A 24187-nucleotide genomic window follows, 5' to 3' on the forward strand; every position below is an offset into this window, starting at 1 on the left:
CCCGGCGTCAAATAATCCGGGGGGGGCGGGGGCCCCCCCCCCCCCGCCACGCCTGATTTCGCCTTGATCGGCGAGCCGATGTCACCTTCGCCGATGACATCGGCTGGGGATGGCGCGTTTACGTCGCTGAGGTTCGTTCAAGATCTGATTCGATCGAGTCGTCCTCGCGGCCCGGGGTACGCAGATTGAACTTGGTGATGACGAATCGGAACACCACGTAGTAGATCAGTGCGTAGATGATTCCGATCGGGATCAGCCACCAGGCCCTCGATGCGGCTGCCGCGCTGGAGTTCAAGGCGAAGTCGGTTGCTCCCGCCGAGAAGAAGAAGCTCAGGTGGATATCCAGTGCGTTGCAGATCGCCAAGGACAGGCCGGTCATGACGGCGTGGAAGATGTAGAGCGGCCAGGCCACGTACATGAAGGCGAACTCGATCGGCTCCGTGATGCCGGTGAGGAATGACGTCAGCGCTGCGGCGATCATCACGCCGCCCACGACCTTCTTTTGCGACGGCCTGGCACACTGCCAGATCGCCAGAGCCGCGGCGGGCAGCGCGAACATGAAGATCGGGAAGAACCCGGTGGTGAACCCGCCCGAGTTCACGTCGTTGAGTTTGAAGAAGTTGTTGATGTCACCGCCGTCGAAGATGAACCACACCGGCACGTTGATCAGCTGGTGGAGGCCGATCGGGATGAGCAGGCGGTTCAACAGGCCGTAGACGCCGCCGCCGATGACAGTGTTCTGGGTGACCGCGTCGCCGACGGACTGGATGCCGTTGTTGACGTACTTGAACAGCAGGCCGAAGATCACGCCCAGTGCGAGCAGGACGACGGCGTTGATGATGGGGACGAACCGGCGGCCGCCGAAGAACGCCAGGTAAGCGGGCAGCTTGATGCGGTGATAGCGCTGCCACAGCAGGGCGGTCACGAGACCGACGATTACGCCGGCGAGCACGCTGTACGGCCAGTTGATGGGGTTCAGCTCGGTCGCGCCGGCTTTGTAACCGGGCACGCCCGTCAGCGGGAAGATCACCTGGATGACGCTGGTGAACACGAAGAAGCCGACTACTGCCGCGACGGCGGTCGAGCCGTCGCCCTTTCGGGCGAAGCCGACCGCGATACCGACAGCGAACAGCAGCGGCAGCCAGTTGAACAGGGCGCCGCCCGCTCCACCGAGTACCGCAGCGACCTTGTTCCAGCCCAGGCCCTTCGGCCCGAGCAGGTCGTCCTGGCCTAGCCGGAGCAGGATGCCGGCGGCCGGGAGGGTGGAGATGGGGAGCATGAGGCTGCGGCCGAAGCGCTGCAGGCCGGCGATTCCTCCGCCGCCCTTCTTCGCCCCCGTCGCGGTAGTGGAGCTCATAAGGAACCTCCGTAGTGGGAATGGTGACCGGAATCCGGGGTGTTCCGGTCCAACTGCATCGTCACCTGGTAGTGATCGCCCCGGTACCAGGAAGTCATGTCCTCCACCGGCTCGCCGTGCGAGCTGGAGACGCGGCGGAAGACCAACAAGGGGCTGCCGGTCCGCAGGCCGAGCAGGCGTGCGGTTTCGCGGTCAGCCGATTCCGCCCACACCGTCTGCCAGGCGTGGTCTGGGCGGACACCGTATGCCTGCTCGAGCTGGGAATACAGCGACTGGGTGAGATCGAGATCGAAGAACCCCGGCAGCCTGCCGGCGTGATACCAGCCGCGCTCGACGGCCAGCGGCAGCCCGTCCGCGCGGCGCAGCCGCATCAGCCGGTGCGCGGGGGTGTCCGCGCCGATGCCGAGCGCGCTGGCCGCGGGCGCCGGCGGCACCTCGGTGCTGGTGCGCAGCACCTCGGTGGTCGGCGCCATGCCACGGCGTCGCATGTCGTCGGTGAACGACATCAGGTAAAGCTGCAGCTCCATGCGCCGGGCCGCGGTGAAGGTGCCTTTGCCACGAACGCGCGACAAGAGGCCTTCCTCCACCAATTTCCCGATCGCGGAGCGTACGGTCAGGCGCGACACCTGATAGCGCTCGGCCAGCTCGCGCTCGGACGGGATCGCCGCGCCTGGCGGCAGCTCCCGCTCGACCGTGCGGCGCAGGATCTCGCGAAGCTGGGCGTGCTTCGGGGTGGGTCCTTCGATGACCCGGTCGGCCCCTGGGCTGCCGTGCGCTGCCGTGCTGATCGCCCTCACCGTCCTTTCGGGTCGGCCCGCCCGGTGGTACGTTCCGGTCTAGACCAATGTCTGATGGGGCAGGATGCTCCGCTGAGCGGACGGGTGTCAACCACCGTTATGGGTTCGTGGCCCACGGTGGCGGGCATGCGGGCAATCGGCGTAGTAATGACGCGCAAGACCTGTGTGAAAAGGAGACCGCGATGGCGGACGAACGGCCGGAAAAGATTCTCGCGGCGCTCGGTGGTGCCGGAAACATCATCGAGATCGAGGGCTGCATCACGCGCCTGCGCTGTGAGCTCCATGACGGCTCGATCATCGACGAGCCCGCGCTGAAGGCGGCGGGCGCGATGGGTGTGGTGAAACTGGGCGCGGTGGTCCAGGTGATCGTCGGGCCGGAGGCGGACACCATCGCCAGCGACATCGAGGACCTGCTGTGAGCTTGGAGATCTTGAGCCCGGTGAACGGCACCACGGTCGCGATGACCGAGGTGCCCGACCCGGTTTTCGCCGAGTCGATGGTCGGACCCGGCGTCGCCGTGCTGCCTTCCGGCGGGCGGCAGGACGCGGTCGCGCCGATCGACGGCACGGTGGTGACGCTGCACCCGCACGCGTATGTCGTCGCGGCGGCCGATGGCAAGCACGCCGTTCTGGTGCACCTCGGCATCGACACCGTCAAGCAAAAGGGTGAAGGATTCACCCTTCATGTCGTCAAAGGGGAAACGGTTCGCGCCGGCCAGCCGGTCGTCGGCTGGGACCCCGAGGCCGTGACCGCGGCGGGCTATTCCCCGGTGGTCCCGGTCGTCGCGCTCGACGCGACGGCTGACGCGCTGTCCGGGGTGGCCGCGGGCGCCGAGGTCACCGCGGGCGACCCCGTGTTCAGCTGGGGCTCCTGACCCGCACCTGGAAAGACGACTGAAGCCCCTTTGGCCGGAAAACGGCCAAAGGGGCTTCAGTCATACCGGGGATCAGGCGGTGACGACCTTGCCGCCGTCGACCTTCACTTGGACCGCCGGGAGCGGCTGATCGGCTGGGCCCTTCTTGACCGCGCCGGTGAGCGCGTCGAACAGCGAGCCGTGACAGGGGCACTTGAGTTCCGAGCCGGACGGCGCGACCGAGCAACCCTGGTGTGTGCAAATGGCGCTGAAGGCGGCGGCGGTGGTCTCGGTCGGCCGCGCGACGATGACCTGCTGGCCATCGGGCGTTTTCGCGGCGATGGCCTGGCCGACGGGGATGTCGGCGAGCGTGGCCAGCTGGCTGCCACTCGCGGCAGGTGCGGACGGGTTGCCCCCGGCGGGTGTCTTGGTGTCGGAGCCGGAACCGCAGGCGGCCAGCGCGGCCATGCCCGCGACAGTGGCTCCAGTGGACAGGACCGTACGGCGGGTGGGTAGTTCGGCAGTCATGTGTGGAGAAACGACGCTGGACACGTTTTGGTTCAATCTCGACCGGTTTTGAACCGGATCGGTGAACCTCTCGTGGGTAGAGGCGTACGGTTTCCGACGTGGCTTCGAGGAGCGGACCATGATCGCCTGGACAATGCGGATTCTGGTGGCCGCGGGGTTGCTGGGCTCCGCCTGGGTGCACTGGGTGGTGTGGGCGGACTTCATGCGCGACATCGACGTCGTCGGGCCGTTGTTCCTGGTCAACGTCGTCGCCGGGGTGGTCATCGCGATCGCCGTGCTGGCTTGGCACCACTGGCTGCCCGCGCTCGCGGCCATCGGGTTCGGCGTGGCGACGCTGGGCGCCTATGTCCTTTCGGTGACCGTTGGGTTCTTCGACGTGCAAGAACGGTTCACCACCCAGGCCGAGGTCTGGGGTGTGATCACCGAAGCGGTGTGCGTCGTGTTCGGGATCGCGCTGCTGATGGTGCGGCCTGGTCGGCGGGCGTGACCGGAGGCGCCGAAGACCAGTTGATGCGCGCCCTGCACGACGACCACGCGGGCGCGTTGTGGTCCTACGCGCTGCATTTGACCGGTGGCGACCGGACCAGGGCCGAGGACGTGGTGCAGGAGACATTGCTGCGGGCGTGGCGGCATCCTCGCGTGCTCGACCAATCGCAGGGTTCGGCGCGGGCCTGGCTGTTCACGGTGGCCAGGCGGATCGCCATCGACGGCTGGCGGGCGGCCGCGGCCCGCTCGGAGGTCAGCACGGACACTCCGCCCGAACTGTCCATCTCGGACGGTACGGAACGTGCTGTGCAAGGCTGGCTGGTCGCCGAGGCGTTGAACGAGCTTTCGTCGCGGCATCGGGAAGTGCTGGTCCTTTGCTTCTTCCAGGGCGCGTCGGTGGCGGACGCCGCCGCGCGGCTGGGAATCGCAGAGGGAACCGTCAAATCGCGCACGCACTACGCGCTGCGCGCGCTGCGGCTGGTCCTGGAAGAGAAGGGGGTGACTCAGTGACCGCGGAAGAAGACCCGTTCTTGAGTTTCGACGCCGCGTACGTGCTGGGCGCTCTGTCCCCAGAGGATCGGCAGGCTTTCGAACAACATCTGCGGACTTGTGACGATTGCGCCCGTTCGGTGCGTGAACTCGCCGGTTTGCCGGGGCTTTTGTCTCAGATCATGACACCCGAACTGACCGAAGCCGAGCCGCCACCGCCCGAATTGCTTTCTTCGGTGCTTAAGAAGACGAAACGCAGCAGGCGTCGAAGGCTGCTTGTTACGGCGGGCGCGCTTGTTACGGCTGTCGCCGCTTGTCTCGCTTTGGTCGTGGTGGTGACAACAGCATCGCCGGAGGAGCCGGTGCCCGGCGTCGCGATGACGGCGCTCGGGGCGTTCCCGGTGCAGGCGAACGTGATCGTGACCGACCAAGCGTGGGGCATGGAGCTGGAAATGACCTGCAGCTACCGCGGTGGCCGTACCAATGGCGATTACGTGCTGGTCGCCGTGCAGCGGGACGGCAAGACGGCGGAACTCGCGACCTGGCAGGCCGTACCGCAATACACGGCGAAGATCGTAATGGGTACGCCATTGCACCGTGCGGATGTGCGGGCGTTGGAAATCCGGACGAAATCGGGGCTCGCGCTGTTACGGCTGACCACCTGATCGAGCGAATTTCCGGCCGGGAATGGCTGGATTCGCCGGTTTTCGGCGGTATTCCGTCCAAACGCGGCAGACCTTCGTTGCCGTGCTCGTGAAAACGGCGGACTCTGGATCACGTGTTCTGGTTGACGATCGTCTTGTTCGCGGTCGCCGGTGGATTCGCCGGCGCCGCGGGCAGGCGTGCGCTCATCGCGGCCCGCGTGGACGTTTCGGCGTTCTTCTGCGCACTGGCCGCCGCCGTTTGCTGGGCGGTGACCGGGTGGCGGTGGTCGGCCGGGGCATGGCCTTCGTGGTGGCTGCCGGTCGCGCTGGTGGTCACGGCGTTCGCGGTTCCGCTGGCCTACGCGGACCTGGTGTCCTCGCGGCTGCCGTCGGTGCTGACGATGCCCGCGTATCCGGCGGTCACAGTCGCCGTCGGTGTCGCGGCGGCCTACGACGGCCCGCCGATCGCGGTGCGGGCCTTCGTCGGCGCGGTGATGTTCGGGGGTGCGCATTTGGCGGTGCACCTCTGCGCGCCGCGGTCGCTCGGCGCCGGTGACGTCCGGCTCGCCGGGAGTGTCGGCGGAGTGCTGGGCGCGGCGGGCTGGGCCGCGCTCGTGCTCGGCGCGCTGTGCGCGGCGGTCGTCACCGCCGCCCTGTCCTTGGCGGGGCGAAGGTGGCGCGACGGGGTCCCGTATGGCCCCGGACTGCTGCTGGGCGCCTGGCTGATCGCGGAATTCCCAGCTTGTGGAACGGGGGTGGCCATGGCCGGATGAGGGCGGACGCGGGCGAACTCGCGGGCTGTTTGTCGTCGCCATCCAGGTCGTGACAGGATCTGTCAGGTGTTGCGATGGATAACCGCAGGTGAATCGCACGGCCCCGCACTTGCCGCCGTGCTGGAGGGCATGGTGGCCGGCGTAGCGGTCACCACCGCCGACGTGACCGAACAACTGGAGCGGCGACGCCTGGGGTTCGGACGCAGTCCGCGAATGCAGTGGGAGACCGACCACATCGAGTTCACCGGTGGGGTCCGGCATGGTCTCACGCAGGGCGGACCCGTGGCGGTGCACATCGAGAACGCCGAATGGCCGAAGTGGGAAAAGGTCATGGCGGCGGACCCGGTGGATCCGGCCGAGCTGGAAGGCTTGGCGCGCAACGAGAAACTGACGCGGCCGCGGCCAGGTCACGCCGACCTGCCAGGGATGCAGAAGTACGGCTTTGACGACGCTCGCCCAGTGCTCGAGCGCGCCAGCGCCCGCGAGACCGCGTCGCGCACGGCGCTCGGCACGGTCGCCAGGGCGTACCTGCGCCAGCTTCTCGGTGTCGAGATCATCAGCCACGTCGTGTCGATCGGTGCCGCCGAAGCGCCCGAAGGGCCGCTGCCGGTGGCCTCGGACCTCGCCGCGATCGACGAGAGCCCGGTGCGCGCGTTCGGCCAGGAAGGCACCGACCTGATGGTCGCCGAGGTCGACGCCGTGCGGAAGGCGGGTGACACCGTCGGCGGCGTGATCGAGGTGATCGCCTACGGGCTGCCGCCGGGCCTCGGCTCGCATGTGCACTGGGACCGCAGGCTCGACGCCAGGCTCGCCGGCGCGCTCATGGGCGTGCAGGCGATGAAGGGTGTCGAGGTCGGCGACGGCTTCACCACCGCGCGGCGGTGGGGGAGCAAGGCGCACGACGAGATCGACCGCGGCACCGGCCCGGTCGGTGTCACGCGCCGGTCCAACCGCGCCGGTGGGCTCGAAGGCGGCATCACCAACGGCGAGCCGCTGCGCGTGCGCGTCGCGATGAAGCCGATCTCGACCGTGCCCAAGGCTCTGTCCACTGTGGATACCGCGACGGGTGAGCCCGCCGTGGCCATCCACCAGCGGTCGGACGTGTGCGCGGTGCCGCGTGCGGGTGTCGTGCTGGAGTCGGTGGTCGCGCTGATCCTCGCGGACGCCGCGCTGGAGAAGTTCGGCGGCGACTCGCTCGAGGAGAGCAAGCGCAACGCGCAGGGCTACCTGAAGGCGCTCGAGGAGCGCTGGTGAGCCCACGCGCGGTGGTCGTCGGGCCGCCGGGATCTGGCAAGAGCACCGTCGGGCCGCTGCTCGCGGCCGAGCTCGGTGTCGGGTTCCGTGACGTCGACGAAGACATCGTCACCACGGCGGGGAAGTCCATTTCGGACATTTTCGCCGAGGACGGCGAGCCGGTTTTCCGTGCGATGGAAGCCGAAGCGATCGCCGTCGCGCTCGACGAGCATGACGGTGTGCTCTCGCTCGGCGGTGGCGCGGTGCTCGCGGAAGTCACGCGGGAGCGGCTGAGCGGGCATGTCGTCGTTTTTTTGAACGTCGGCATGGCGGAGGGCGTCCAGCGCTGCGGTTTGTCCACCGCGCGGCCACTGCTGGCCGGGGTGAACCCGCGTGCGACGTACAAGGCGTTGCTCGACGCGCGGCTGCCGGTTTACCGCGAGGTGGCCACGATCGAGGTCGACACCGACCACCGCACGCCCGAGGAGATCGTCGCCGAAGTCGGGCGGCGCCTGGCGGAATCCGTTACCGAAGGAGCGCAATGACCGACCCGGTCCGTATCGAGGTCAAGACCGGTCAGCCCTATGAAGTCGTGATCGGCCGTGGTCTGCTCGGTGAGCTGACCCAGGTGCTCGGCGGCGCGTCGAAGGTGGCGCTGATCCACCCGCCGACGCTGACCGCGACCGCCGAGGCCGTCCGCGACGAGCTCATCGCCGCGGGGCTGGACGCGCATCGTGTCGAAATTCCCGACGCCGAGGACGGCAAGGCGCTGTCCGTCGCCGCTTTCTGCTGGGAAGTGCTGGGGCGCATCGGCCTCGACCGGCAGGGTGTCGTCGTCGGACTCGGCGGTGGCGCGGTGACCGACCTGGCGGGATTCGTGGCGGCGACCTGGATGCGCGGCGTGCGTTTGGTCAATGTTCCGACAACACTGCTCGGCATGGTCGACGCGGCCGTCGGCGGCAAGACCGGGATCAACACCGACGCCGGCAAGAACCTCGTCGGCGCGTTCCACGAGCCGACCGCCGTTGTGGTCGATCTGGCGACATTGGAGACCTTGCCCGCCAACGAACTCGTCGCCGGGATGGCCGAGGTCGTCAAGACCGGGTTCATCGCCGACCCGCGGATCCTCGAACTCGTCGAGGCCGACCCGAAGGCGGCTGTCGACCCGGCGGGCGACGTGTTCGCGGAGCTGGTGCGGCGGTCGATCCAGGTCAAGGCCGATGTCGTCGGCGCGGACCTGCGTGAGTCGGATCTGCGCGAAATCCTGAACTACGGGCACACGCTCGGCCACGCCATCGAACGGCGCGAAAAGTACCGGTGGCGTCATGGCGCCGCGGTCAGCGTCGGGCTGGTGTTCGCCGCCGAGCTTGCCCGTCTGGCCGGGCGGCTCGACGACGCGACCGCCGAACGGCATGCCGCGGTGCTCGAATTGCTCGGTTTGCCGACGAAATACGACGCGGACGCGCTGCCGCACCTGATCGAGACCATGAAGGGCGACAAGAAGTCGCGCTCCGGGATGCTGCGGTTCGTCGTGCTCGACGGACTCGCCAGGCCGGGCAGGCTCGAAGGCCCCGACCCGGCGCTGCTCGCCGCCGCCTACTCCGCGGTCGCCGCCGACGCCAAGCCAGGCGGGACGGTGCTGCTGTGAAGGTTTTGGTACTCAACGGACCGAATCTCGGCAGGCTCGGCAAGCGCGAGCCGTCGGTGTACGGCTCGACCACGTACGAGGATCTGGTCGCGTTGTGCGTCAAAGCGGGGGTCGACCTCGGCATCGAGGCCGATGTCCGGCAAACCGACAACGAAGCCGAAATGGTCGGCTGGCTGCACGAAGCCAGCGACAACGGAAATCCTGTCGTGCTCAACGCCGCGGCGTGGACGCACTACTCGATCGCGGTTCGCGACGCCGCTGCCCAGCTGACCGCGCCGTTGCTGGAGGTGCACATCTCGAATGTGCACAAACGTGAGGAATTCCGTCGGCACAGCGTGCTTTCCGACATCGCGACGGGCGTGATCGTCGGACTGGGCGTCGACGGATATCCGCTTGCACTGAAATGGCTGGCCGATAACGTCGCCGGATGAACGTTCCCGACCTGAAGACCGAGCGGCTCCGGCTGCGGATGATGGCCGACTCCGACACCGAGGCGCTGATCAGGGTCTTCAGTGATCCGGCGATGAGCACGTTCTTCCCTTCCGACCTGAGTGAACCCGCGAACGTGCTGGCCACGATCGCCAAGCGGCTGGCCTTCGACGGGCCGGATGGCATGGGGCACTGGGTGATCGAGCTGCTCGACGATCAGCGCACGGGGCTCGACGATCAGCGCACCGGGCTCGACGACCCGGGTGCCGGGGTCGACGAGCGGGACACGGGGCTCGAAGACCCGAGTGCCAGGGGCGACGAGCAGGACATCGGACCGGGCGATCAGAACGCCGGCCTTGACGATCCGGGTGCCGAGGGGCGCATGGGTGGCGTGGATGCCGGGGGTGGCGTGATCATCGGGATCGCGCATTTGCGGCCGTCGTGGGAACTTCCCGGCGATGTGGCGGAAATCGGCTACTCGCTCGACAGCTCGTACGGCGGGAAAGGGTTCGCCACCGAGGCGGCCGCGGCCGTGCTCGACTACGGGCTCAACGGGCTCGGGCTGCCCGCGGTGTGGGCGCTCGTGCACGAGTCCAATGTGGCCAGCCTGAATTTGGCGAAGCGTGTCGGTTTTCTGAACGTCGGGGTCGACGAGTACTACGGTGCGCCGCATCGGGTTTTGGTCGCTTTGCCGTCAAAACATGGGCGGGCGCATCACATCGAGCTGTGGACCGCCGATCTTTCAAGGGCCGAGGCGAGCTTCGGGTGGTTGCTCGGGGAACTCGGGTGGCGGGAATTCCAGCGGTGGCCCGCCGGGATCAGCTGGAAGCGGGGACACACCTACCTCGTTGTCGAACAATCGTCCGCGTTGTCGGCAGGCGAGCACGACCGGACTCGTCCCGGGCTGAACCATTTGGCCTTCCACGTCGACGCGCGGGAGCGGGTCGACGAGCTGGTGGCCGAGGCGGGGCGGCACGGGTGGCGGCCGTTGTTCACTGAGCGGTACCCCCACGCCGGTGGGCGGGATCACTTTGCCGCATACCTGGAAAACGAAGACTCGTTCGAGATTGAGCTCGTCGCAAACGATCACCCGAAAGCTGGGGGTAGCTTCCCCCAAGTGGGTTAGTCAGCCGCTACACTCGGCGATCATGAGGTTGTTTCGTCGTGGGGGACGGCGAGTCACGGTCGTGCCGGTGATCGTTCTGACCGCGGCCGCTTTGGTCGCGGGCTGTAGCGGCGAGACGGCTCAGCCGCTCGCCGAGGGCGGCAGGCAGGGTGCGATCGGCGGCGGGAAGCCAGGGCGCGCCGCCGACGTCGAACTCGCCACCGATGCTGCTCGATCGACCGGCGTGGTGGCGGCCGGTGGGGCCGACGCGGTCTACAACTACGGGCCCGCCGTCATGGCCGAGGGCGGCCGCGTCCGCATGTGGTGGTGCAGCCAGCTGGGCTCCGCGGCACCCGCGGGCGACGACATCCTGTACGCCGAGGCGCCGACGGCCGACGGGCCGTTCGCCGAACCCAAGGCCGTCTTGTCCGGCAATCCCGGGGCGTTCGACGGGGTGCACACCTGCGATCCGTCGGTGCTGCGCGTCGGCGGGACCTACTACCTCTACTACACCGGCGCCGCTGGTGATCACGCGTTCGGCAACGCGATCGGGCTCGCCACCAGCACGGATGGCGTCACTTGGACGCGCGCGAACGGCGGTGGAGCGATACTCGGCCCCGCGCGTGACGTGCATCGCGACAACGTCTACGGCGCTGGTCAGCCGTCCGTCGTCTTCCTCGACGGCTGGTACTACCTGATGTTCACCGACACGACGGGCCGCGCGGCCGGGTGGAACGGCGCAGGCCAATTCGTCATCCGCTCCCAGGATCCGGCGTTCACCAAGGGCGTCGAGGCGCTCGGCGAGCGCGGGTTCGAGCACGCGTCGGGCACCAACGCGCCACGCACCCGCTCGGTCGTCGACGGGTTCAGCGCAGACCTGATGTGGGTCGAGGCGCTCGACGCCTTCGCCATCGCGCACGAGACCTTCGAGGGCACCACGGTCACCTTCTTCGACCGCGACTTCAAGATGAGCCCGTTCCGCCCGGTGGTCATCCAGGGGCCATGGCAGGAGGGGCCCGGTCTCGTCCGCCGCCCTGACGGCCACGCGCCCTTGTCGTCGGAGAACCCGTGTGACCGGGTGCCGCTCGATGTGGTCCGCGCGACGGTCATCGGCGGCGCGAAGGCGCCGACCGACCTCAAGCACTTCGGGATCGACGTCAAGGGGATCCGCGCCTGCGCCGACCAGAAACGGGCCATGACCGTCCTCGACGGGCTGGCCGTGCCGTCGCCTTCACGGACGATGGACCTGCTGATCGGCGGGAAACTCGTGCGCGTGGATCGCCGGTCCGTCGCCGGTGCGCTGGCCACGCGGGTGCTCGACCGGCGCCCGCCGGAATTCGACAAACTGCCGGTCGCGGCGAGGCTCACGGCCTCGGCCAAGGCCGTTCAGGCGCCGGACCGGGGGATTGGTCTCGTGCTCGACGACGGCAAGCTCTGGCCGGTCGGCTCGGCCGATGTCGCCGGGATGAACGATTCGTCGGTCGAGGAGATCACCACGGCGCAGTGGGACGCCTATCCGGCGGGCTCGCGGCTCGCACGCTGAGACGACCGGCGCCGATCAGTCGGCGGAGTCGCCTTTTTCTTCCACAGTCGACGCTTTTTCGGCGGTTTTGGCCGTTTTCCTGCCGGGGGCGTCCATCCGGCCGCCGACGAACATGCCCAAACCCGCCGGGATCAGGACCATGAGCGCGGTGAACGCGGCCCCGCCCGTGAGCGCCTCACCGAGCGCGGACATGCCGGTCTGGTCGACGAACACCGCCTTGCCGATGACGGTGAGCGGTGCGGACACGACACCCGCGACCAGCGCCGCGATGAACCAGGTCCGGCCGAGGTCGGGGTGCCGCAGCCACGCGTCGACCGCGCTCCACAGCGCCGCTGCCCCGATGAGCAGCGCGACGACGATCGAGGAGCTGACCGTGCTGTCGGTCGGATGCAGCACGGCGATCTTGGCGAGAACGGTCGCGGCGGCGCCGTGCAGGACGGCCATCCCGAGTCCGCGGAGCAACCAGGCTGGCATCGTCGCAGTGTAGGCGGTGCGCACCGGCGCCGTCGGATGGTGTGGAGATCACACGGCGCCCGTCGAGCCGACGGCCGGTCCGGCCGTACTCGGCGGTCTAAGGTGGAGGTCGTGCCTGAAACCCATGCTCACCGCCGCGCCGCCCTGGGTGCCTTGATCCAAGAAGCCGGGCTCGACGCGCTGCTGGTCACCGATCTGCTGAACATCCGCTATCTGACCGGGTTCACCGGCTCGAACGCGGCGCTGCTGGTGCACGGCGCCGGCGACGAGCACACCGTGTTCTGCACCGATGGCCGCTACACCACCCAGTCCGCCGCCCAGGTCCCCGACCTCGAGCGGGTGTTGGAACGTGCCAGCGCTCTCGCGCTCGCCGCGCGTGCGGGCGAGCAGAGCCGGTACGGCCGCTCCGGGTTCGAGAGCCAGCACGTCAGCGTCGAGATGTACGACACGCTCAACGCCAAGTTCGGCGGCGAGCTCAAGCGCACGCCCGGCCTCGTCGAGCAGCTGCGGCTGGTCAAGGACGAGCAGGAGATCGACGCGCTGCGCCAGGCCTGCTCGGCGGCCGACCGCGCGCTGTCCGACCTGATCATGCACGGCGGCCTGCGCCCCGGCCGCACCGAGCAGGAGGTCGCCAGGGACCTCGAGAACCGCATGCTCGACCACGGCTCCGAGATCCGGTCCTTCGAGTCGATCGTCGCGGCCGGCGCCAATTCGGCCATCCCGCACCACCGCCCGACCGGCGCCGTGCTCGCCAAGGGTGATTTCGTGAAACTCGACTTCGGCGCGACCGTCGACGGCTACCACTCGGACATGACCCGCATGGTCGTGCTCGGCGAGCCTGCGGACTGGCAGCGGGAGATCTATGACCTCGTGTTCCGCTCGCAGGCGGCCGGTGTCGACGCCGTACTGCCCGGCGCGGAGGTCGCCGCGGTGGACAAGGCCTCGCGTGACGTGATCGCCGACGCGGGCCACGCCGAGCACTTCGCGCACGGCCTCGGCCACGGCGTCGGACTCGAGGTGCACGAGGCACCGAGCCTGGCCACGACGGGCGTCGGTACACTGTCCGCCGGTATGGCGGTCACCGTCGAGCCCGGTGTCTATCTGGCCGGCCGCGGTGGCGTGCGCATCGAGGACACGCTGGTCGTGCGGGACGGCAGGCCCGAACTCCTCACCCTGAGCACCAAAGAACTCGTGGTCGTCTAACGCGGCCCGGAACTACACACAGGAGCATCAACCCGTGGCCACCACCAACGACCTGAAGAACGGTCTGGTCCTCAAGCTCGACAACCAGCTGTGGAGCGTCATCGCGTTCCAGCACGTCAAGCCCGGCAAGGGCGGCGCATTCGTGCGCACCACCCTCAAGCACGTGCTGACCGGCAAGGTCGTCGACAAGACGTTCAACGCCGGCACCAAGGTGGAGACCGCGACCGTCGACCGCCGCAACATGTCCTACCTCTACAAGGAGGGTGAGGACTTCGTCTTCATGGACCTGGAGACCTACGACCAGATCACCGTGCTCAAGGAGGTCGTCGGCGACAACGCCAACTACCTGCTGGAGAACACCGAGGTCCAGGTCGCGGTGCACGAGGGTGCCCCGCTCTACATCGAGCTGCCGACCTCCATCGAGATCGAGGTCAAGCACACCGACCCCGGCCTGCAGGGCGACCGCTCCACCGGCGGCACCAAGCCGGCCACGCTGGTCACCGGCGCCGAGATCCAGGTACCGCTGTTCCTGACCACCGGCGAGATCATCAAGGTCGACACCCGTGACGGGCGCTACCTCGGCCGCGTTTCCAGCTGATGGCCGATTCGAAGCCGGCCAAGCACCCCCAGCGCGGTGGCCCGATCAGCCGCCGCCAGGCCCGTAAACGCGCGGTCGAGATGCTGTACGAGGCCGCTCAGCGCGACGCCGACGCGGTGACGCTGCTCGCGGGCCGGGTCGGTTCGACCGACGTCGACCCGATCGCGGACTACACGATCGCGCTGGTCGAGGGGGTCACCGCCCGGCGCGAGGCGATCGACGAGCTGCTCGCCGAGCACGCGCAGGGCTGGACGATCGACCGCATGCCGCCGGTGGACCTGGCGGTGCTGCGCGTCGGCGTCTGGGAACTGCTGTGGGCCGAGGACGTGCCGGACCCGGTGGCCATCGACGAGGCCGTCGGGCTGGCGAAGGAACTGTCCACGGACGACTCGCCGCGGTTCGTCAACGGCGTGCTCGGCCGCATCGGCACGATCGCCGACCGGCTGCGAGCAGTGCTTTAAGAAGCTTTGAGAAGCGGTTGTTTCGTGAGCGTTTTCGGTCCCCAAACCGAAAACGCTCACGAACCACCTACCTGGTACTGCAGGGGAGCGGTTCAGTCCTCTTTGGACGGGCGAGCCTCTGGCGGCAGCACACCCCAGTCGATCAGCTGCTCGGTCAGTTCCCCAGGGGTCATGTCATAGATGATCGCCAGCGAGCGCAGGTCCTCGGTGCGGATCGAGAGCACCTTGCCGTTGTAGTCGCCGCGCTGGCTCTGGATGGTGGCCGCGTACCGCGCGAGCGGACCGACCTTTTCGGCCGGGAGCTGCTGGAGCCGCTCCAGGTTGATGACGATCTTGGTGGCGGGCTCGGCACCGGACGGAACGCGGCCCTCCGGCAGCAGCTCCACCACGGGGACCCCGTAGAAGTCGGCCAGCTCGGCCAGCTTCTGGACGGTCACGGCGCGGTCGCCGCGCTCGTACGAGCCCACGACGACGGCCTTCCAGCGCCCGCCGGACTTCTGCTCGACCCCGTGCAGGGACAGGCCCTGCTGCTGGCGGATCCCGCGGAGCTTGGCCCCGAGCGCCTTGGCGTAATCGCCCATGTGGTTGTTCTCCGTTTCCTCACAACCCCCCGGGCGGCGGACGACCGCTCAGGGGACTCCTTGAGTCGAATACTCAGAGTAATGGTTACGCATTGTTGTCATCAGGTCAAGCAGATCATCGTCCGACCTTTGGCAGATGCAAGTGACACCACCCGTAAGGCTGAGTGTCCGCTGCTGCTAGTGTCGTCTCGATTTCCTAGCCAAGCAGGGAATCGACGTCCTTTAAGGACCCGTCCAGAGAGGCGGGGAAGGAGGTCCGCCTTGGCGCCACGTACCCGTGGCGCGGCGGAACCGGTCGGTGAGCGGGAGCTGCTCTCCTCCGGCGATGTCGCGCGCACGATCGCCCGAATGGCCCATCAGGTCATCGAGAAGACCGCACTCGGTGCGGCTTCCGCCTCGGTGCCCGTTCTGCTCGGTATCCCCACCAGGGGGACACCGCTGGCCGAACGGCTCGCCGAGCGCATCGAAGAATTTTCCGGCGTCCGCCCGCCCACCGGGGCGCTCGACGTGACGCTGTATCGCGACGATCTCCGTCGCAAACCCACCAGGGCTCTCGAACATTCTCAGCTGCCGCCCACCGGCATCGAGGACCGTGTCGTCGTGCTCGTCGACGACGTGCTGTTCTCCGGCCGGACCATTCGCGCCGCGCTCGACGCGCTGCGGGACATCGGCAGGCCACGCTCGGTCCAGCTCGCGGTCCTCGTCGACCGCGGGCACCGCGAGCTGCCCATCAGGGCGGACTATGTCGGCAAGAACGTGCCCACCTCGCGCGCCGAGGACGTCGCCGTGCTGCTGTCCGAAGTGGACGGCCGGGACGCCGTGCTGCTGCGCAGTAATCCCCAGAGCGATCCCCAGGGAGAAACCGAATGAAGCACCTGCTCGCCACCGACGGGCTGGACCCGGCGTTCGCGACAGCCGTGCTCGACACCGCCGACGAGTTGAAGCACACCCTGCTCGGGCGTGAGGTACGCAAGCTCCCGACGCTGCGCGGGCGCACGGTCATCTCGATGTTCTACGAGAACTCCACCCGCACCAGGGTTTCCTTCGAAATCGCCGGCAAGTGGATGAGCGCCGACGTGATCAACGTCTCGGCGTCCAGCTCCTCGGTGAACAAGGGCGAGTCCCTGCGCGACACCGCGTTGACGCTGGCCGCGGCGGGCGCGGACTGCCTGATCGTGCGGCACCCGGCCTCCGGCGCCGCCCAGCGCCTGGCCGGCTGGCTCTCCCATGTCGGCACGGCCGTGGTCAACGCGGGCGACGGCACGCACGAGCACCCCACCCAGGCGCTGCTCGACGCCGCCACCCTGCGCGAACGGCTCGGCTCGGTCGAGGGCCGCCGGATCGCGATCGTCGGCGACGTCCTGCACAGCCGGGTCGCCCGCTCGAACATCCACCTGCTGGCCGCGCTCGGCGCCGAAGTGGTGCTCGTCGCACCGCCGACGCTGCTGCCGGTCGGTGTCGAAAGCCTGCCCGTCACCGTTTCGCACGAACTCGACGCGGAACTGCCCACAGTCGACGCGGTGATGATGCTTCGCGTCCAAGCCGAGCGGATGGTTGGCGGGGGCCCTGGGCAGAGTTTCTTCCCGTCGGCGCGCGAGTACTCGATCTCTTACGGGCTCAACGAGAAACGCCTCAACCTGCTGCCGGAGCACGCCGTCGTGCTCCACCCCGGGCCCATGCTGCGCGGGATGGAAATCGCCTCGGCCGTCGCCGATTCACCGGCTTCGGCCATCACAGAACAGGTCCGCAACGGGGTGCACGTCCGGATGGCCGTGCTCTACCACCTGCTGGCCGGAGAAGGAGTCGCCGCGTGACCGCCGTGTTGATCAAGGGAGCCAAGCTCTACGGAGAAGGCGACCCGGTCGACGTGCTCATCGAAGACGGCGTCATCGCGCGGATCGGCACGATCGAAGCCGCCGGAGCCGAAGTGATCGAGGCCGGCGGCCAGGTGCTGCTGCCCGGTTTCGTCGACCTGCACACCCACCTGCGTGAACCCGGCCGCGAGGACACCGAGACGATCGCGTCCGGCTCCGCGGCGGCCGCGCTCGGCGGGTACACCGCCGTGTTCGCCATGGCCAACACCGATCCGGTCGCCGACAACGCGGTGATCGTCGAACACGTCCACCAGCGTGGCCGCGAGGTCGGTCTGGTCGATGTGCACCCGGTCGGCGCGGTCACCGTCGGGCTCAAGGGCGAGAAACTCGCCGAATTGGGCACGATGGCCAAATCCAAGGCGAACGTCCGCGTCTTTTCCGACGACGGCCTCTGCGTCGCGGACCCGCTGCTGATGCGCCGCGCGCTGGAGTACACCAACGCGCTCGGCGCGGTCATCGCCCAGCACGCCGAGGAACCCCGGCTGACCGTCGGCGCGCAGGCGCACGAGGGGGAGCGGGCGTCGCGGCTGGGTTACACCGGCTGGCCCGCTTCGGCCGAAGAGTCCATTGTGGCCAGGGACTGCCTGCTCGCCGAGCACGCCAAGGCGCGCCTGCACGTCTGTCACGTGTCCACTTCGGGCACCACCGACGTGCTGCGCTGGGCGAAGGCGCGCGGCACCAAGGTCTCGGCCGAGGTGACGCCGCACCACCTGCTGCTCACCGACTCCCGGCTGGCGACCTACGACCCGATCAACAAGGTCAACCCGCCGCTGCGCACCGAGTCCGATGTGGAGAAGCTGCGCGCCGCGCTGGCCGACGGCACCATCGACTGCGTCGCCACCGACCACGCCCCGCACGCCGTGCAGGACAAGGACTGCGAGTGGTCCGCCGCCCGCCCCGGCATGCTCGGCCTGCAGACCGCGCTGTCCATCGTGGCCGAGACCATGGTCCGCACCGGGCTGCTCGACTGGCGCGGCGTCGCCCGCGTGATGAGCGAACGGCCGGCCGAGATCGGCGGGCTGACCGACCACGGCCGCCCGATCGCGGTCGGCGAGCCCGCGAACCTGACGCTGGTCGACCCGGACGCCGAGTGGACGGTCAGCGGCCGTGAGCTCGCCAGCATCGCCGCGAACACCCCGTACGAGGGAATGCGGCTGCCCGGCGTGGTGACCGTCACCCTGCTGCGCGGGCGGATCACCGCGCGGGAAGGGAAAATCGGCTGATGGACCGTTTACTCCTGACGCTGGCGATCGCCGTCTTCTTCCTGCTGTGCTGCTGGGCGATGTGGCGCGGCTGGAAGCGCAAGGCGCGTACCCAGAGCGTCCAGGTGCCGGTCTTCGCCGACATCCCCGACGATCTCGGCGAGCCGAAGCTCGAAGACTCAGGCCTCTACGTCAGCACCACCACCGCCGGGAACTGGCAGGACCGCATCGTCACCCGCGGCGCGGGCGTCCGGTCCAACGCCACCTGGCGCCTGTACGACTCGGGTGTCGCGATCGAACGTGATGGCGCCCAGGACTTCTGGATCCCCGCCGAGGCGATCACCGGAGCCAAGCTGTCGGGCGCCATCGCCGGGAAGGTGATGGGCATGGACGGCCTCCTCGTCCTCACCTGGCTGGCAGGCGACGTGCCGCTCGACACCGGCTTCCGCGGCGACCCCGACGTCTATCCACAGTGGATCGAAGCGATCCACGCGAAGAGTGAAGGAAGTGCCCAGTGACAACCAGGACCCCTGCCGCGCTCGTTCTCGAAGACGGCCGGGTCTTCCGCGGCGCGGCCTACGGCGCACGCGGCACGACACTCGGCGAGGCGGTGTTCTGCACCGGGATGACCGGCTACCAGGAGACGCTGACCGACCCGTCGTACCACCGCCAGATCGTGGTGCAGACCGCGCCGCAGATCGGCAACACCGGCTGGAACGACGAGGACGACGAGTCCGACCGCATCTGGGTCGCCGGGTACGTCGTCCGCGACCCCGCGCGCACCCCGTCGAACTGGCGCTCGCTGCGCTCACTCGACGACGAGCTCGCCAACCAGGGCATCGTCGGTATCTCCGAAGTGGACACTCGCACGCTCACCCGCCATCTGCGTGAGCACGGCGCCATGCGCGCCGGCGTGTTCTCCGGCGACGCGCTGCGCGAAGACCAGGCGATGCTCGACGAGGTGCTCGCCAGCCCACAGATGAAGGGCGCAGACCTCGCGGGCCAGGTCACCGCCAAACAGCCCTATGTCGTGGCCGCGCAAGGCGAACGCCTCTACCGCGTCGCCGCGCTGGATCTGGGCATCAAGGCGAACACGCCGCGGATGATGAGCCAGCGGGGCATCGAGGTCCACGTGCTGCCGTCCACGAGCACCATCGAGGACGTCCTCGCGATCGAGGCCGACGGGGTGTTCCTGTCCAACGGCCCCGGCGACCCGGCGACCACCGCGCACGCGACCGAGCTCACGAAAGCCGTGCTGCAGCGGGAAATCCCGCTGTTCGGCATCTGCTTCGGCAACCAGATCCTCGGCCGCGCGCTGGGGATGGGGACGTACAAGATGCGGTACGGCCACCGCGGCATCAACATCCCGGTGATCGACGTGGCCACCGGCCGCGTCGCGATCACCGCGCAGAACCACGGGTTCGCGCTCGAAGGCGAGCCCGGCAAGCCGTTCGAAACCCCGTTCGGCTCGGCCCAGGTCAGCCACTACTGCCCGAACGACGGCTGCGTCGAAGGCCTGCGCCTCGCCGACGTGCCCGCGTTCTCGGTGCAGTACCACCCCGAAGCGGCGGCGGGCCCGCACGACGCGGCGCCGCTGTTCGACGAGTTCACCAGCTTGATGGAGAAGGCCAAGTAAATGCCAAAAAGGACTGACATCGAGCACGTGCTCGTCATCGGCTCCGGCCCGATCGTGATCGGGCAGGCCGCCGAGTTCGACTACTCCGGCACCCAGGCCTGCCGCGTGCTGCGCGAAGAGGGCCTGCGGGTCAGCCTGGTCAACTCCAACCCGGCCACGATCATGACCGACCCGGAGTTCGCCGACGCCACCTACATCGAGCCGGTCACCCCGGACTTCGTCGAGAAGGTCATCGCCGAGGAGCGTCCCGACGCGATCCTCGCGACGCTCGGCGGGCAGACCGCGCTGAACTGCGCCGTCGCGCTGCACGAGCGTGGCGTGCTCGACAAGTACGGCGTCGAGCTGATCGGCGCCGACATCGACGCGATCCAGCGCGGCGAGGACCGGCAGAAGTTCAAGAACATCGTCGCCGACATCGGTGCCGAGACCCCGCGCAGCCGCGTCTGCAACACGATGGACGAGGTCCGCGCGACCGTCGCCGAGCTCGGCCTGCCGGTGGTCATCCGGCCGTCGTTCACCATGGGCGGCCTCGGCTCCGGCCTGGCGTACACGCACGAGGAGCTCGAGCGGCTCGCGTCGACCGGGCTCACCGAGTCCCCGGTCACCGAGGTGCTCATCGAGGAGAGCGTGCTCGGCTGGAAGGAGTACGAGCTCGAGCTGATGCGCGACAAGCACGACAACGTGGTCGTCGTCTGCTCGATCGAGAACATCGACGCGATGGGCGTGCACACCGGCGACTCGGTCACCGTCGCGCCGACCATGACGCTCACCGACCGCGAGTACCAGGTCATGCGGGACGTCGGCATCGACGTGCTGCGCGCGGTCGGCGTCGACACCGGTGGCTGCAACATCCAGTTCGCCATCAACCCGCGTGACGGCCGGATGGTCGTCATCGAGATGAACCCGCGCGTGTCCAGGTCCAGTGCGCTGGCTTCGAAGGCGACCGGTTTCCCGATCGCCAAGATCGCCGCGAAGCTCGCCATCGGCTACACGCTCGACGAGATCACCAACGACATCACCGGCGAGACCCCGGCGGCCTTCGAACCGACGCTGGACTACGTGGTCGTCAAGGTGCCGCGGTTCGCCTTCGAGAAGTTCCCCGGCGCGGACCCGACGCTGACCACGACCATGAAGAGCGTCGGCGAGGCGATGTCGTTCGGCCGCAGCTTCCCCGAGGCGCTCGGCAAGGCGATGCGGTCGATCGACACCAAGGCCACCGGCTTCTGGACGCAGCCGGACCCGGAAGGCGCGACGCGCGAGAACACGCTCGAAGCACTGCGCGTGCCGCACGAAGGCCGCCTGTACGAGGTCGAGCGCGCGCTCCGGCTCGGCGCGACCGTCGAAGAGGTCCACCAGGCCAGCGGCATCGACCCGTGGTTCATCGACCAGATCGGCCTGATCCTCGAGGTCGGCACCGAGGTCCGCGACGCGCCCGTGCTGGACGAGCCGCTGTTGCGGCGCGCCAAGCGCACCGGCCTGTCCGACCGGCAGATCGCCTCGCTGCGCCCGGAGCTGGCCGGCGAGGACGGCGTCCGCGCGCTGCGGCACCGGCTCGGCGTCCGGCCGGTCTTCAAGACCGTCGACACCTGCGCGGCCGAGTTCGCGGCCACCACGCCGTACCACTACTCGGCCTACGAGACCGACCCCGCGGCCGAGTCCGAGGTCGCGAAGCAGACGGTGAAGCCCAAGGTCCTCATCCTCGGTTCGGGCCCGAACCGGATCGGGCAGGGCATCGAATTCGACTACTCGTGCGTGCACGCCGCACTCGCGCTGCGCGAGGCCGGGTTCGAAGCCGTGATGGTCAACTGCAACCCCGAAACCGTATCGACCGACTACGACACTTCTGACCGTCTCTACTTCGAGCCGCTCTCGTTCGAGGACGTTCTCGAGGTCGTGCACGCCGAGCAGGAGTCCGGCACGGTCGCCGGTGTCATCGTCCAGCTCGGCGGCCAGACCCCGCTGAGCCTGGCCCAGCGGCTCGCCGACGCGGGCGTCCCGGTGGTCGGCACCCCGCCGGAGGCCATCCACCTGGCCGAGGACCGCGGCGCGTTCGGCGAGGTCCTCACCGACGCCGGGCTGCCCGCGCCGAAGTACGGCACCGCGACCTCGTTCGACGGCGCCAAGCGCATCGCCGACCGCATCGGCTACCCGGTGCTCGTGCGGCCTTCGTACGTGCTCGGCGGCCGCGGCATGGAGATCGTGTACGACGAGGAGTCGCTCGCCGGCTACATCAAGCGCGCGACCGACGTCTCGCCGGAGCACCCGGTGCTGGTCGACCGGTTCCTCGACGACGCCATCGAGATCGACGTCGACGCGCTGTTCGACGGCGAAGAGCTGTTCCTCGGCGGCGTGATGGAGCACATCGAGGAGGCCGGCATCCACTCCGGCGACTCTTCCTGTGCCCTTCCGCCGATCACGCTCGGCCGCACGGACCTGGACGCGGTCCGCCGCTCCACCGAGGCGATCGCGCGCGGCGTCGGCGTGCGCGGGCTGCTGAACGTGCAGTACGCGCTCAAGGACGACATCCTCTACGTGCTCGAAGCCAACCCGCGCGCGTCGCGGACGGTGCCGTTCGTGTCCAAGGCGACGGCCGTGCCGCTCGCCAAGGCCGCGGCGCTGATCATGACCGGCACCAGCATCAAGGACCTGCGCACGTCCGGGGTGCTGCCCGCCGAGGGGGACGGCGGCCACATGCCCGCCGACTCGCCGGTCGCGGTCAAGGAGGCCGTGCTGCCGTTCCACCGGTTCCGCACACCGGAAGGCCACGGCGTCGACTCGCTGCTCAGCCCGGAGATGAAGTCCACGGGCGAGGTCATGGGCGTCGACGTGTCCTTCGGCAAGGCGTTCGCCAAGTCGCAGGCCGCCGCGTACGGATCGTTGCCGCTGAGCGGAAAGGTCTTCGTCTCGGTGGCGAACCGCGACAAGCGCTCGCTGGTGTTCCCGGTGAAGCGCCTCGCCGACCTCGGGTTTGAGATCCTCGCCACGTCCGGCACCGGGGAAGTGCTGCGCCGCAACGGAATCCCGTGCACCGTGGTGCGCAAGCACTCCGAGGGCAGCACCGAGACCGAGCCCAACATCGTGGAGATGATCCGCGACGGCGGCGTCGACATGGTCATCAACACCCCGTACGGCAACAGCGGCCCGCGCATCGACGGCTACGAGATCCGCACCGCCGCCGTCGCCCGCGACATCCCCTGCATCACCACGATCCAGGGCGCCGCGGCCGCCGTGCACGGCATCGAGGCGCTGATCCGGGGCGACATCGGGGTCCGGTCACTGCAGAACCTGCAGGCCGCGCTGCGCGCGAAGTCGTGAAACACCTCCGAGAGGGCTGGGCCAAGTGAGTGAAAAGTTCGGGAAACGGCTGGCCGACGCGGTGGCCGCGCGGGGGCCGTTGTGCGCCGGGATCGACCCGCATCCGGGGCTGATCGAGGCGTGGGGACTCCCGGTTGATCCATCCGGCCTAGAGCGTTTCGCACTGGGAGCGACCGAAATACTGGCCGCGGAGGCCGCGATCATCAAGCCCCAGTCGGCGTTTTTCGAGGCATTCGGTGCCCAGGGGATCGCCGTGCTGGAGCGGGTGATCGAGACCGCTCAGGCGGCGGGCGCGCTCGTGCTGCTGGACGTCAAACGGGGCGACATCGGGTCGACCATGGGTGCCTACACGACCGCTTACGTGGCCGGCCGGACAGCGCTCACGGCCGACGCGATCACCGTCTCGCCGTACCTCGGATTCGGCTCGCTGAAGCCGGCGATCGACACCGCGCGGGCGAATGGGCGCGGCGTGTTCGTGCTCGCGCGAACGTCCAATCCGGAGGCTCACGCGTTGCAGAACGCGTTGCTGCCCAACGGAAAGACCGTCGCTCAGGGAATCGTCGACGCGGCCGCTGAGTGCAACGAGGGCGCGTCGCCGTACGGGGATGTGGGTGTTGTCGTCGGCGCGACCATCGGGGCCGGAGAACTCGATCTGGGGGCGTTGAACGGCCCGATCCTCGCGCCCGGTTTCGGCGCGCAGGGCGCGACCGCCGACGACCTCCGCAAGCTCTTCGGGGACGACCTGAAAGGCGTGCTCGCGGCCTCGTCACGGGACATCCTCAAGCACGGTCCCGACCCGGCCGGACTGCGCGACGCGGTGCGCCGCACCCGTGACTCCCTGCGGCCACCGGGGTGAACGGCGGCTGACCCCGTTCTTGGCTCGGGGTGAACAACCCCTGGAAAACAGCCAATAGCAGGTCCGCGAATCGGCTGTTACCAGCCACCCCCACATTGTGGC

Annotated in this window: 27 protein-coding genes; 22 read left to right on the forward strand and 5 right to left on the reverse strand. The window is 68.8% G+C overall.

Annotated elements, in window-relative coordinates:
• Positions 1-118 precede the first annotated feature (118 nt).
• Together ACFV15_RS02630 and ACFV15_RS02635 are read right to left on the reverse strand one after the other, a co-directional pair.
• Positions 119-1357 (reverse strand): PTS transporter subunit EIIC, encoded by a 1239-nt coding sequence (locus ACFV15_RS02630; RefSeq protein ID WP_378348373.1) that lies wholly within the window; start codon positions 1355-1357, stop codon positions 119-121.
• Positions 1354-2145, reverse strand: a complete 792-nt coding sequence (locus ACFV15_RS02635; protein ID WP_378348448.1) for a GntR family transcriptional regulator — start codon at positions 2143-2145, stop codon at positions 1354-1356. The genes ACFV15_RS02630 and ACFV15_RS02635 overlap by 4 nt, the downstream gene beginning before the upstream one ends.
• Before the next feature lie 56 nt (positions 2146-2201).
• On the opposite strand from ACFV15_RS02635, the gene ACFV15_RS02640 reads away from it, so the two are divergent.
• Positions 2202-2573 carry a glucose PTS transporter subunit EIIB gene (locus tag ACFV15_RS02640; protein WP_378348374.1) on the forward strand — a complete coding sequence of 124 codons (372 nt, stop codon included), beginning with the start codon at positions 2202-2204 and terminating at the stop codon, positions 2571-2573.
• A complete protein-coding gene (locus ACFV15_RS02645; protein ID WP_378348375.1) occupies positions 2570-3028 on the forward strand; it encodes a PTS glucose transporter subunit IIA in 459 nt (152 codons plus the stop codon). The genes ACFV15_RS02640 and ACFV15_RS02645 overlap by 4 nt, the downstream gene beginning before the upstream one ends.
• A 72-nt stretch (positions 3029-3100) precedes the next feature.
• Here the strand turns inward: ACFV15_RS02645 and ACFV15_RS02650 are convergent, their stop codons facing one another.
• The gene (locus tag ACFV15_RS02650) at positions 3101-3535 is read right to left on the reverse strand and encodes a Rieske (2Fe-2S) protein (protein WP_378348376.1); all 435 of its coding nucleotides are present in this window, start codon (positions 3533-3535) and stop codon (positions 3101-3103) included.
• 118 nt (positions 3536-3653) lie between these two features.
• Here ACFV15_RS02650 and ACFV15_RS02655 point away from each other — a divergent pair, with 118 nt between their 5' ends.
• The 10 genes from ACFV15_RS02655 (at position 3654) to ACFV15_RS02700 (ending at position 11885) form a co-directional block, all read left to right on the forward strand.
• The gene (locus ACFV15_RS02655) at positions 3654-4022 is read left to right on the forward strand and encodes a hypothetical protein (protein WP_378348377.1); all 369 of its coding nucleotides are present in this window, start codon (positions 3654-3656) and stop codon (positions 4020-4022) included.
• Complete coding sequence (locus ACFV15_RS02660) at positions 4019-4531, forward strand: sigma-70 family RNA polymerase sigma factor (protein WP_378348378.1); 513 nt, start codon at positions 4019-4021, stop codon at positions 4529-4531. The genes ACFV15_RS02655 and ACFV15_RS02660 overlap by 4 nt, the downstream gene beginning before the upstream one ends.
• Positions 4528-5175: an anti-sigma factor family protein gene (locus ACFV15_RS02665; protein WP_378348379.1), complete on the forward strand. Its 648-nt coding sequence runs from the start codon at positions 4528-4530 to the stop codon at positions 5173-5175. Before ACFV15_RS02660 ends, ACFV15_RS02665 begins: the two co-directional genes overlap by 4 nt.
• Positions 5176-5288: 113 nt before the next feature.
• Entirely contained in the window at positions 5289-5927 is a 639-nt protein-coding gene (locus ACFV15_RS02670) for a prepilin peptidase (RefSeq protein ID WP_378348380.1), read from the forward strand.
• A gap of 66 nt (positions 5928-5993) precedes the next feature.
• Positions 5994-7181: a chorismate synthase gene (aroC, locus tag ACFV15_RS02675; RefSeq protein WP_370942646.1), complete on the forward strand. Its 1188-nt coding sequence runs from the start codon at positions 5994-5996 to the stop codon at positions 7179-7181.
• Entirely contained in the window at positions 7178-7705 is a 528-nt protein-coding gene (locus ACFV15_RS02680) for a shikimate kinase (protein WP_378348381.1), read from the forward strand. The genes aroC and ACFV15_RS02680 overlap by 4 nt, the downstream gene beginning before the upstream one ends.
• Positions 7702-8808, forward strand: coding sequence for a 3-dehydroquinate synthase (gene aroB, locus ACFV15_RS02685; RefSeq protein WP_378348382.1), 1107 nt, complete (start codon positions 7702-7704; stop codon positions 8806-8808). The genes ACFV15_RS02680 and aroB overlap by 4 nt, the downstream gene beginning before the upstream one ends.
• On the forward strand, positions 8805-9239 hold the full coding sequence (aroQ, locus tag ACFV15_RS02690; RefSeq protein ID WP_378348383.1) for a type II 3-dehydroquinate dehydratase: 435 nt from the start codon (positions 8805-8807) through the stop codon (positions 9237-9239). The genes aroB and aroQ overlap by 4 nt, the downstream gene beginning before the upstream one ends.
• Positions 9236-10363 (forward strand): GNAT family N-acetyltransferase, encoded by a 1128-nt coding sequence (locus ACFV15_RS02695; RefSeq protein WP_378348384.1) that lies wholly within the window; start codon positions 9236-9238, stop codon positions 10361-10363. Before aroQ ends, ACFV15_RS02695 begins: the two co-directional genes overlap by 4 nt.
• Positions 10364-10385: 22 nt before the next feature.
• Positions 10386-11885: a beta-xylosidase gene (locus ACFV15_RS02700; protein ID WP_378348385.1), complete on the forward strand. Its 1500-nt coding sequence runs from the start codon at positions 10386-10388 to the stop codon at positions 11883-11885.
• A gap of 15 nt (positions 11886-11900) precedes the next feature.
• Here ACFV15_RS02700 and ACFV15_RS02705 read toward each other — a convergent pair whose 3' ends face one another.
• On the reverse strand, positions 11901-12329 hold the full coding sequence (locus ACFV15_RS02705; protein ID WP_378348449.1) for a hypothetical protein: 429 nt from the start codon (positions 12327-12329) through the stop codon (positions 11901-11903).
• 141 nt (positions 12330-12470) lie between these two features.
• Between ACFV15_RS02705 and ACFV15_RS02710 the strand changes: the two genes are divergently transcribed.
• From ACFV15_RS02710 to nusB, 3 genes are read left to right on the forward strand one after another with little or no spacing between them, the layout of a single operon-like run.
• Positions 12471-13562 (forward strand): M24 family metallopeptidase, encoded by a 1092-nt coding sequence (locus ACFV15_RS02710; protein WP_378348386.1) that lies wholly within the window; start codon positions 12471-12473, stop codon positions 13560-13562.
• Positions 13563-13596: 34 nt separating this feature from the next.
• Positions 13597-14160: an elongation factor P gene (gene efp / locus ACFV15_RS02715; protein ID WP_091292448.1), complete on the forward strand. Its 564-nt coding sequence runs from the start codon at positions 13597-13599 to the stop codon at positions 14158-14160.
• Positions 14160-14621: a transcription antitermination factor NusB gene (gene nusB, locus ACFV15_RS02720; protein ID WP_378348387.1), complete on the forward strand. Its 462-nt coding sequence runs from the start codon at positions 14160-14162 to the stop codon at positions 14619-14621. Before efp ends, nusB begins: the two co-directional genes overlap by 1 nt.
• Positions 14622-14713: 92 nt before the next feature.
• Here the strand turns inward: nusB and ACFV15_RS02725 are convergent, their stop codons facing one another.
• A complete protein-coding gene (locus tag ACFV15_RS02725) occupies positions 14714-15202 on the reverse strand; it encodes a transcriptional regulator (protein ID WP_003096372.1) in 489 nt (162 codons plus the stop codon).
• 261 nt (positions 15203-15463) lie between these two features.
• Between ACFV15_RS02725 and pyrR the strand changes: the two genes are divergently transcribed.
• Genes pyrR through pyrF form a run of 7 tightly spaced genes read left to right on the forward strand, consistent with a single transcriptional unit; the run spans position 15464 to position 24085 of the window.
• Positions 15464-16072 carry a bifunctional pyr operon transcriptional regulator/uracil phosphoribosyltransferase PyrR gene (gene pyrR / locus ACFV15_RS02730; RefSeq protein ID WP_378348388.1) on the forward strand — a complete coding sequence of 203 codons (609 nt, stop codon included), beginning with the start codon at positions 15464-15466 and terminating at the stop codon, positions 16070-16072.
• Positions 16069-17016, forward strand: coding sequence for an aspartate carbamoyltransferase catalytic subunit (locus ACFV15_RS02735; RefSeq protein ID WP_378348389.1), 948 nt, complete (start codon positions 16069-16071; stop codon positions 17014-17016). The genes pyrR and ACFV15_RS02735 overlap by 4 nt, the downstream gene beginning before the upstream one ends.
• Positions 17013-18299, forward strand: coding sequence for a dihydroorotase (locus tag ACFV15_RS02740; protein WP_378348390.1), 1287 nt, complete (start codon positions 17013-17015; stop codon positions 18297-18299). The genes ACFV15_RS02735 and ACFV15_RS02740 overlap by 4 nt, the downstream gene beginning before the upstream one ends.
• On the forward strand, positions 18299-18796 hold the full coding sequence (locus tag ACFV15_RS02745) for a transporter (protein WP_378348391.1): 498 nt from the start codon (positions 18299-18301) through the stop codon (positions 18794-18796). The genes ACFV15_RS02740 and ACFV15_RS02745 overlap by 1 nt, the downstream gene beginning before the upstream one ends.
• Positions 18793-19914, forward strand: a complete 1122-nt coding sequence (gene carA, locus ACFV15_RS02750; protein ID WP_378348392.1) for a glutamine-hydrolyzing carbamoyl-phosphate synthase small subunit — start codon at positions 18793-18795, stop codon at positions 19912-19914. The genes ACFV15_RS02745 and carA overlap by 4 nt, the downstream gene beginning before the upstream one ends.
• The gene (gene carB / locus ACFV15_RS02755; protein ID WP_378348393.1) at positions 19915-23229 is read left to right on the forward strand and encodes a carbamoyl-phosphate synthase large subunit; all 3315 of its coding nucleotides are present in this window, start codon (positions 19915-19917) and stop codon (positions 23227-23229) included.
• A gap of 25 nt (positions 23230-23254) precedes the next feature.
• Positions 23255-24085 carry an orotidine-5'-phosphate decarboxylase gene (pyrF, locus tag ACFV15_RS02760; protein ID WP_378348394.1) on the forward strand — a complete coding sequence of 277 codons (831 nt, stop codon included), beginning with the start codon at positions 23255-23257 and terminating at the stop codon, positions 24083-24085.
• Positions 24086-24187: the final 102 nt, after the last annotated feature.

This window comes from Amycolatopsis sp. NPDC059657 (assembly GCF_042734395.1).
Taxonomy (GTDB): domain Bacteria; phylum Actinomycetota; class Actinomycetes; order Mycobacteriales; family Pseudonocardiaceae; genus Amycolatopsis.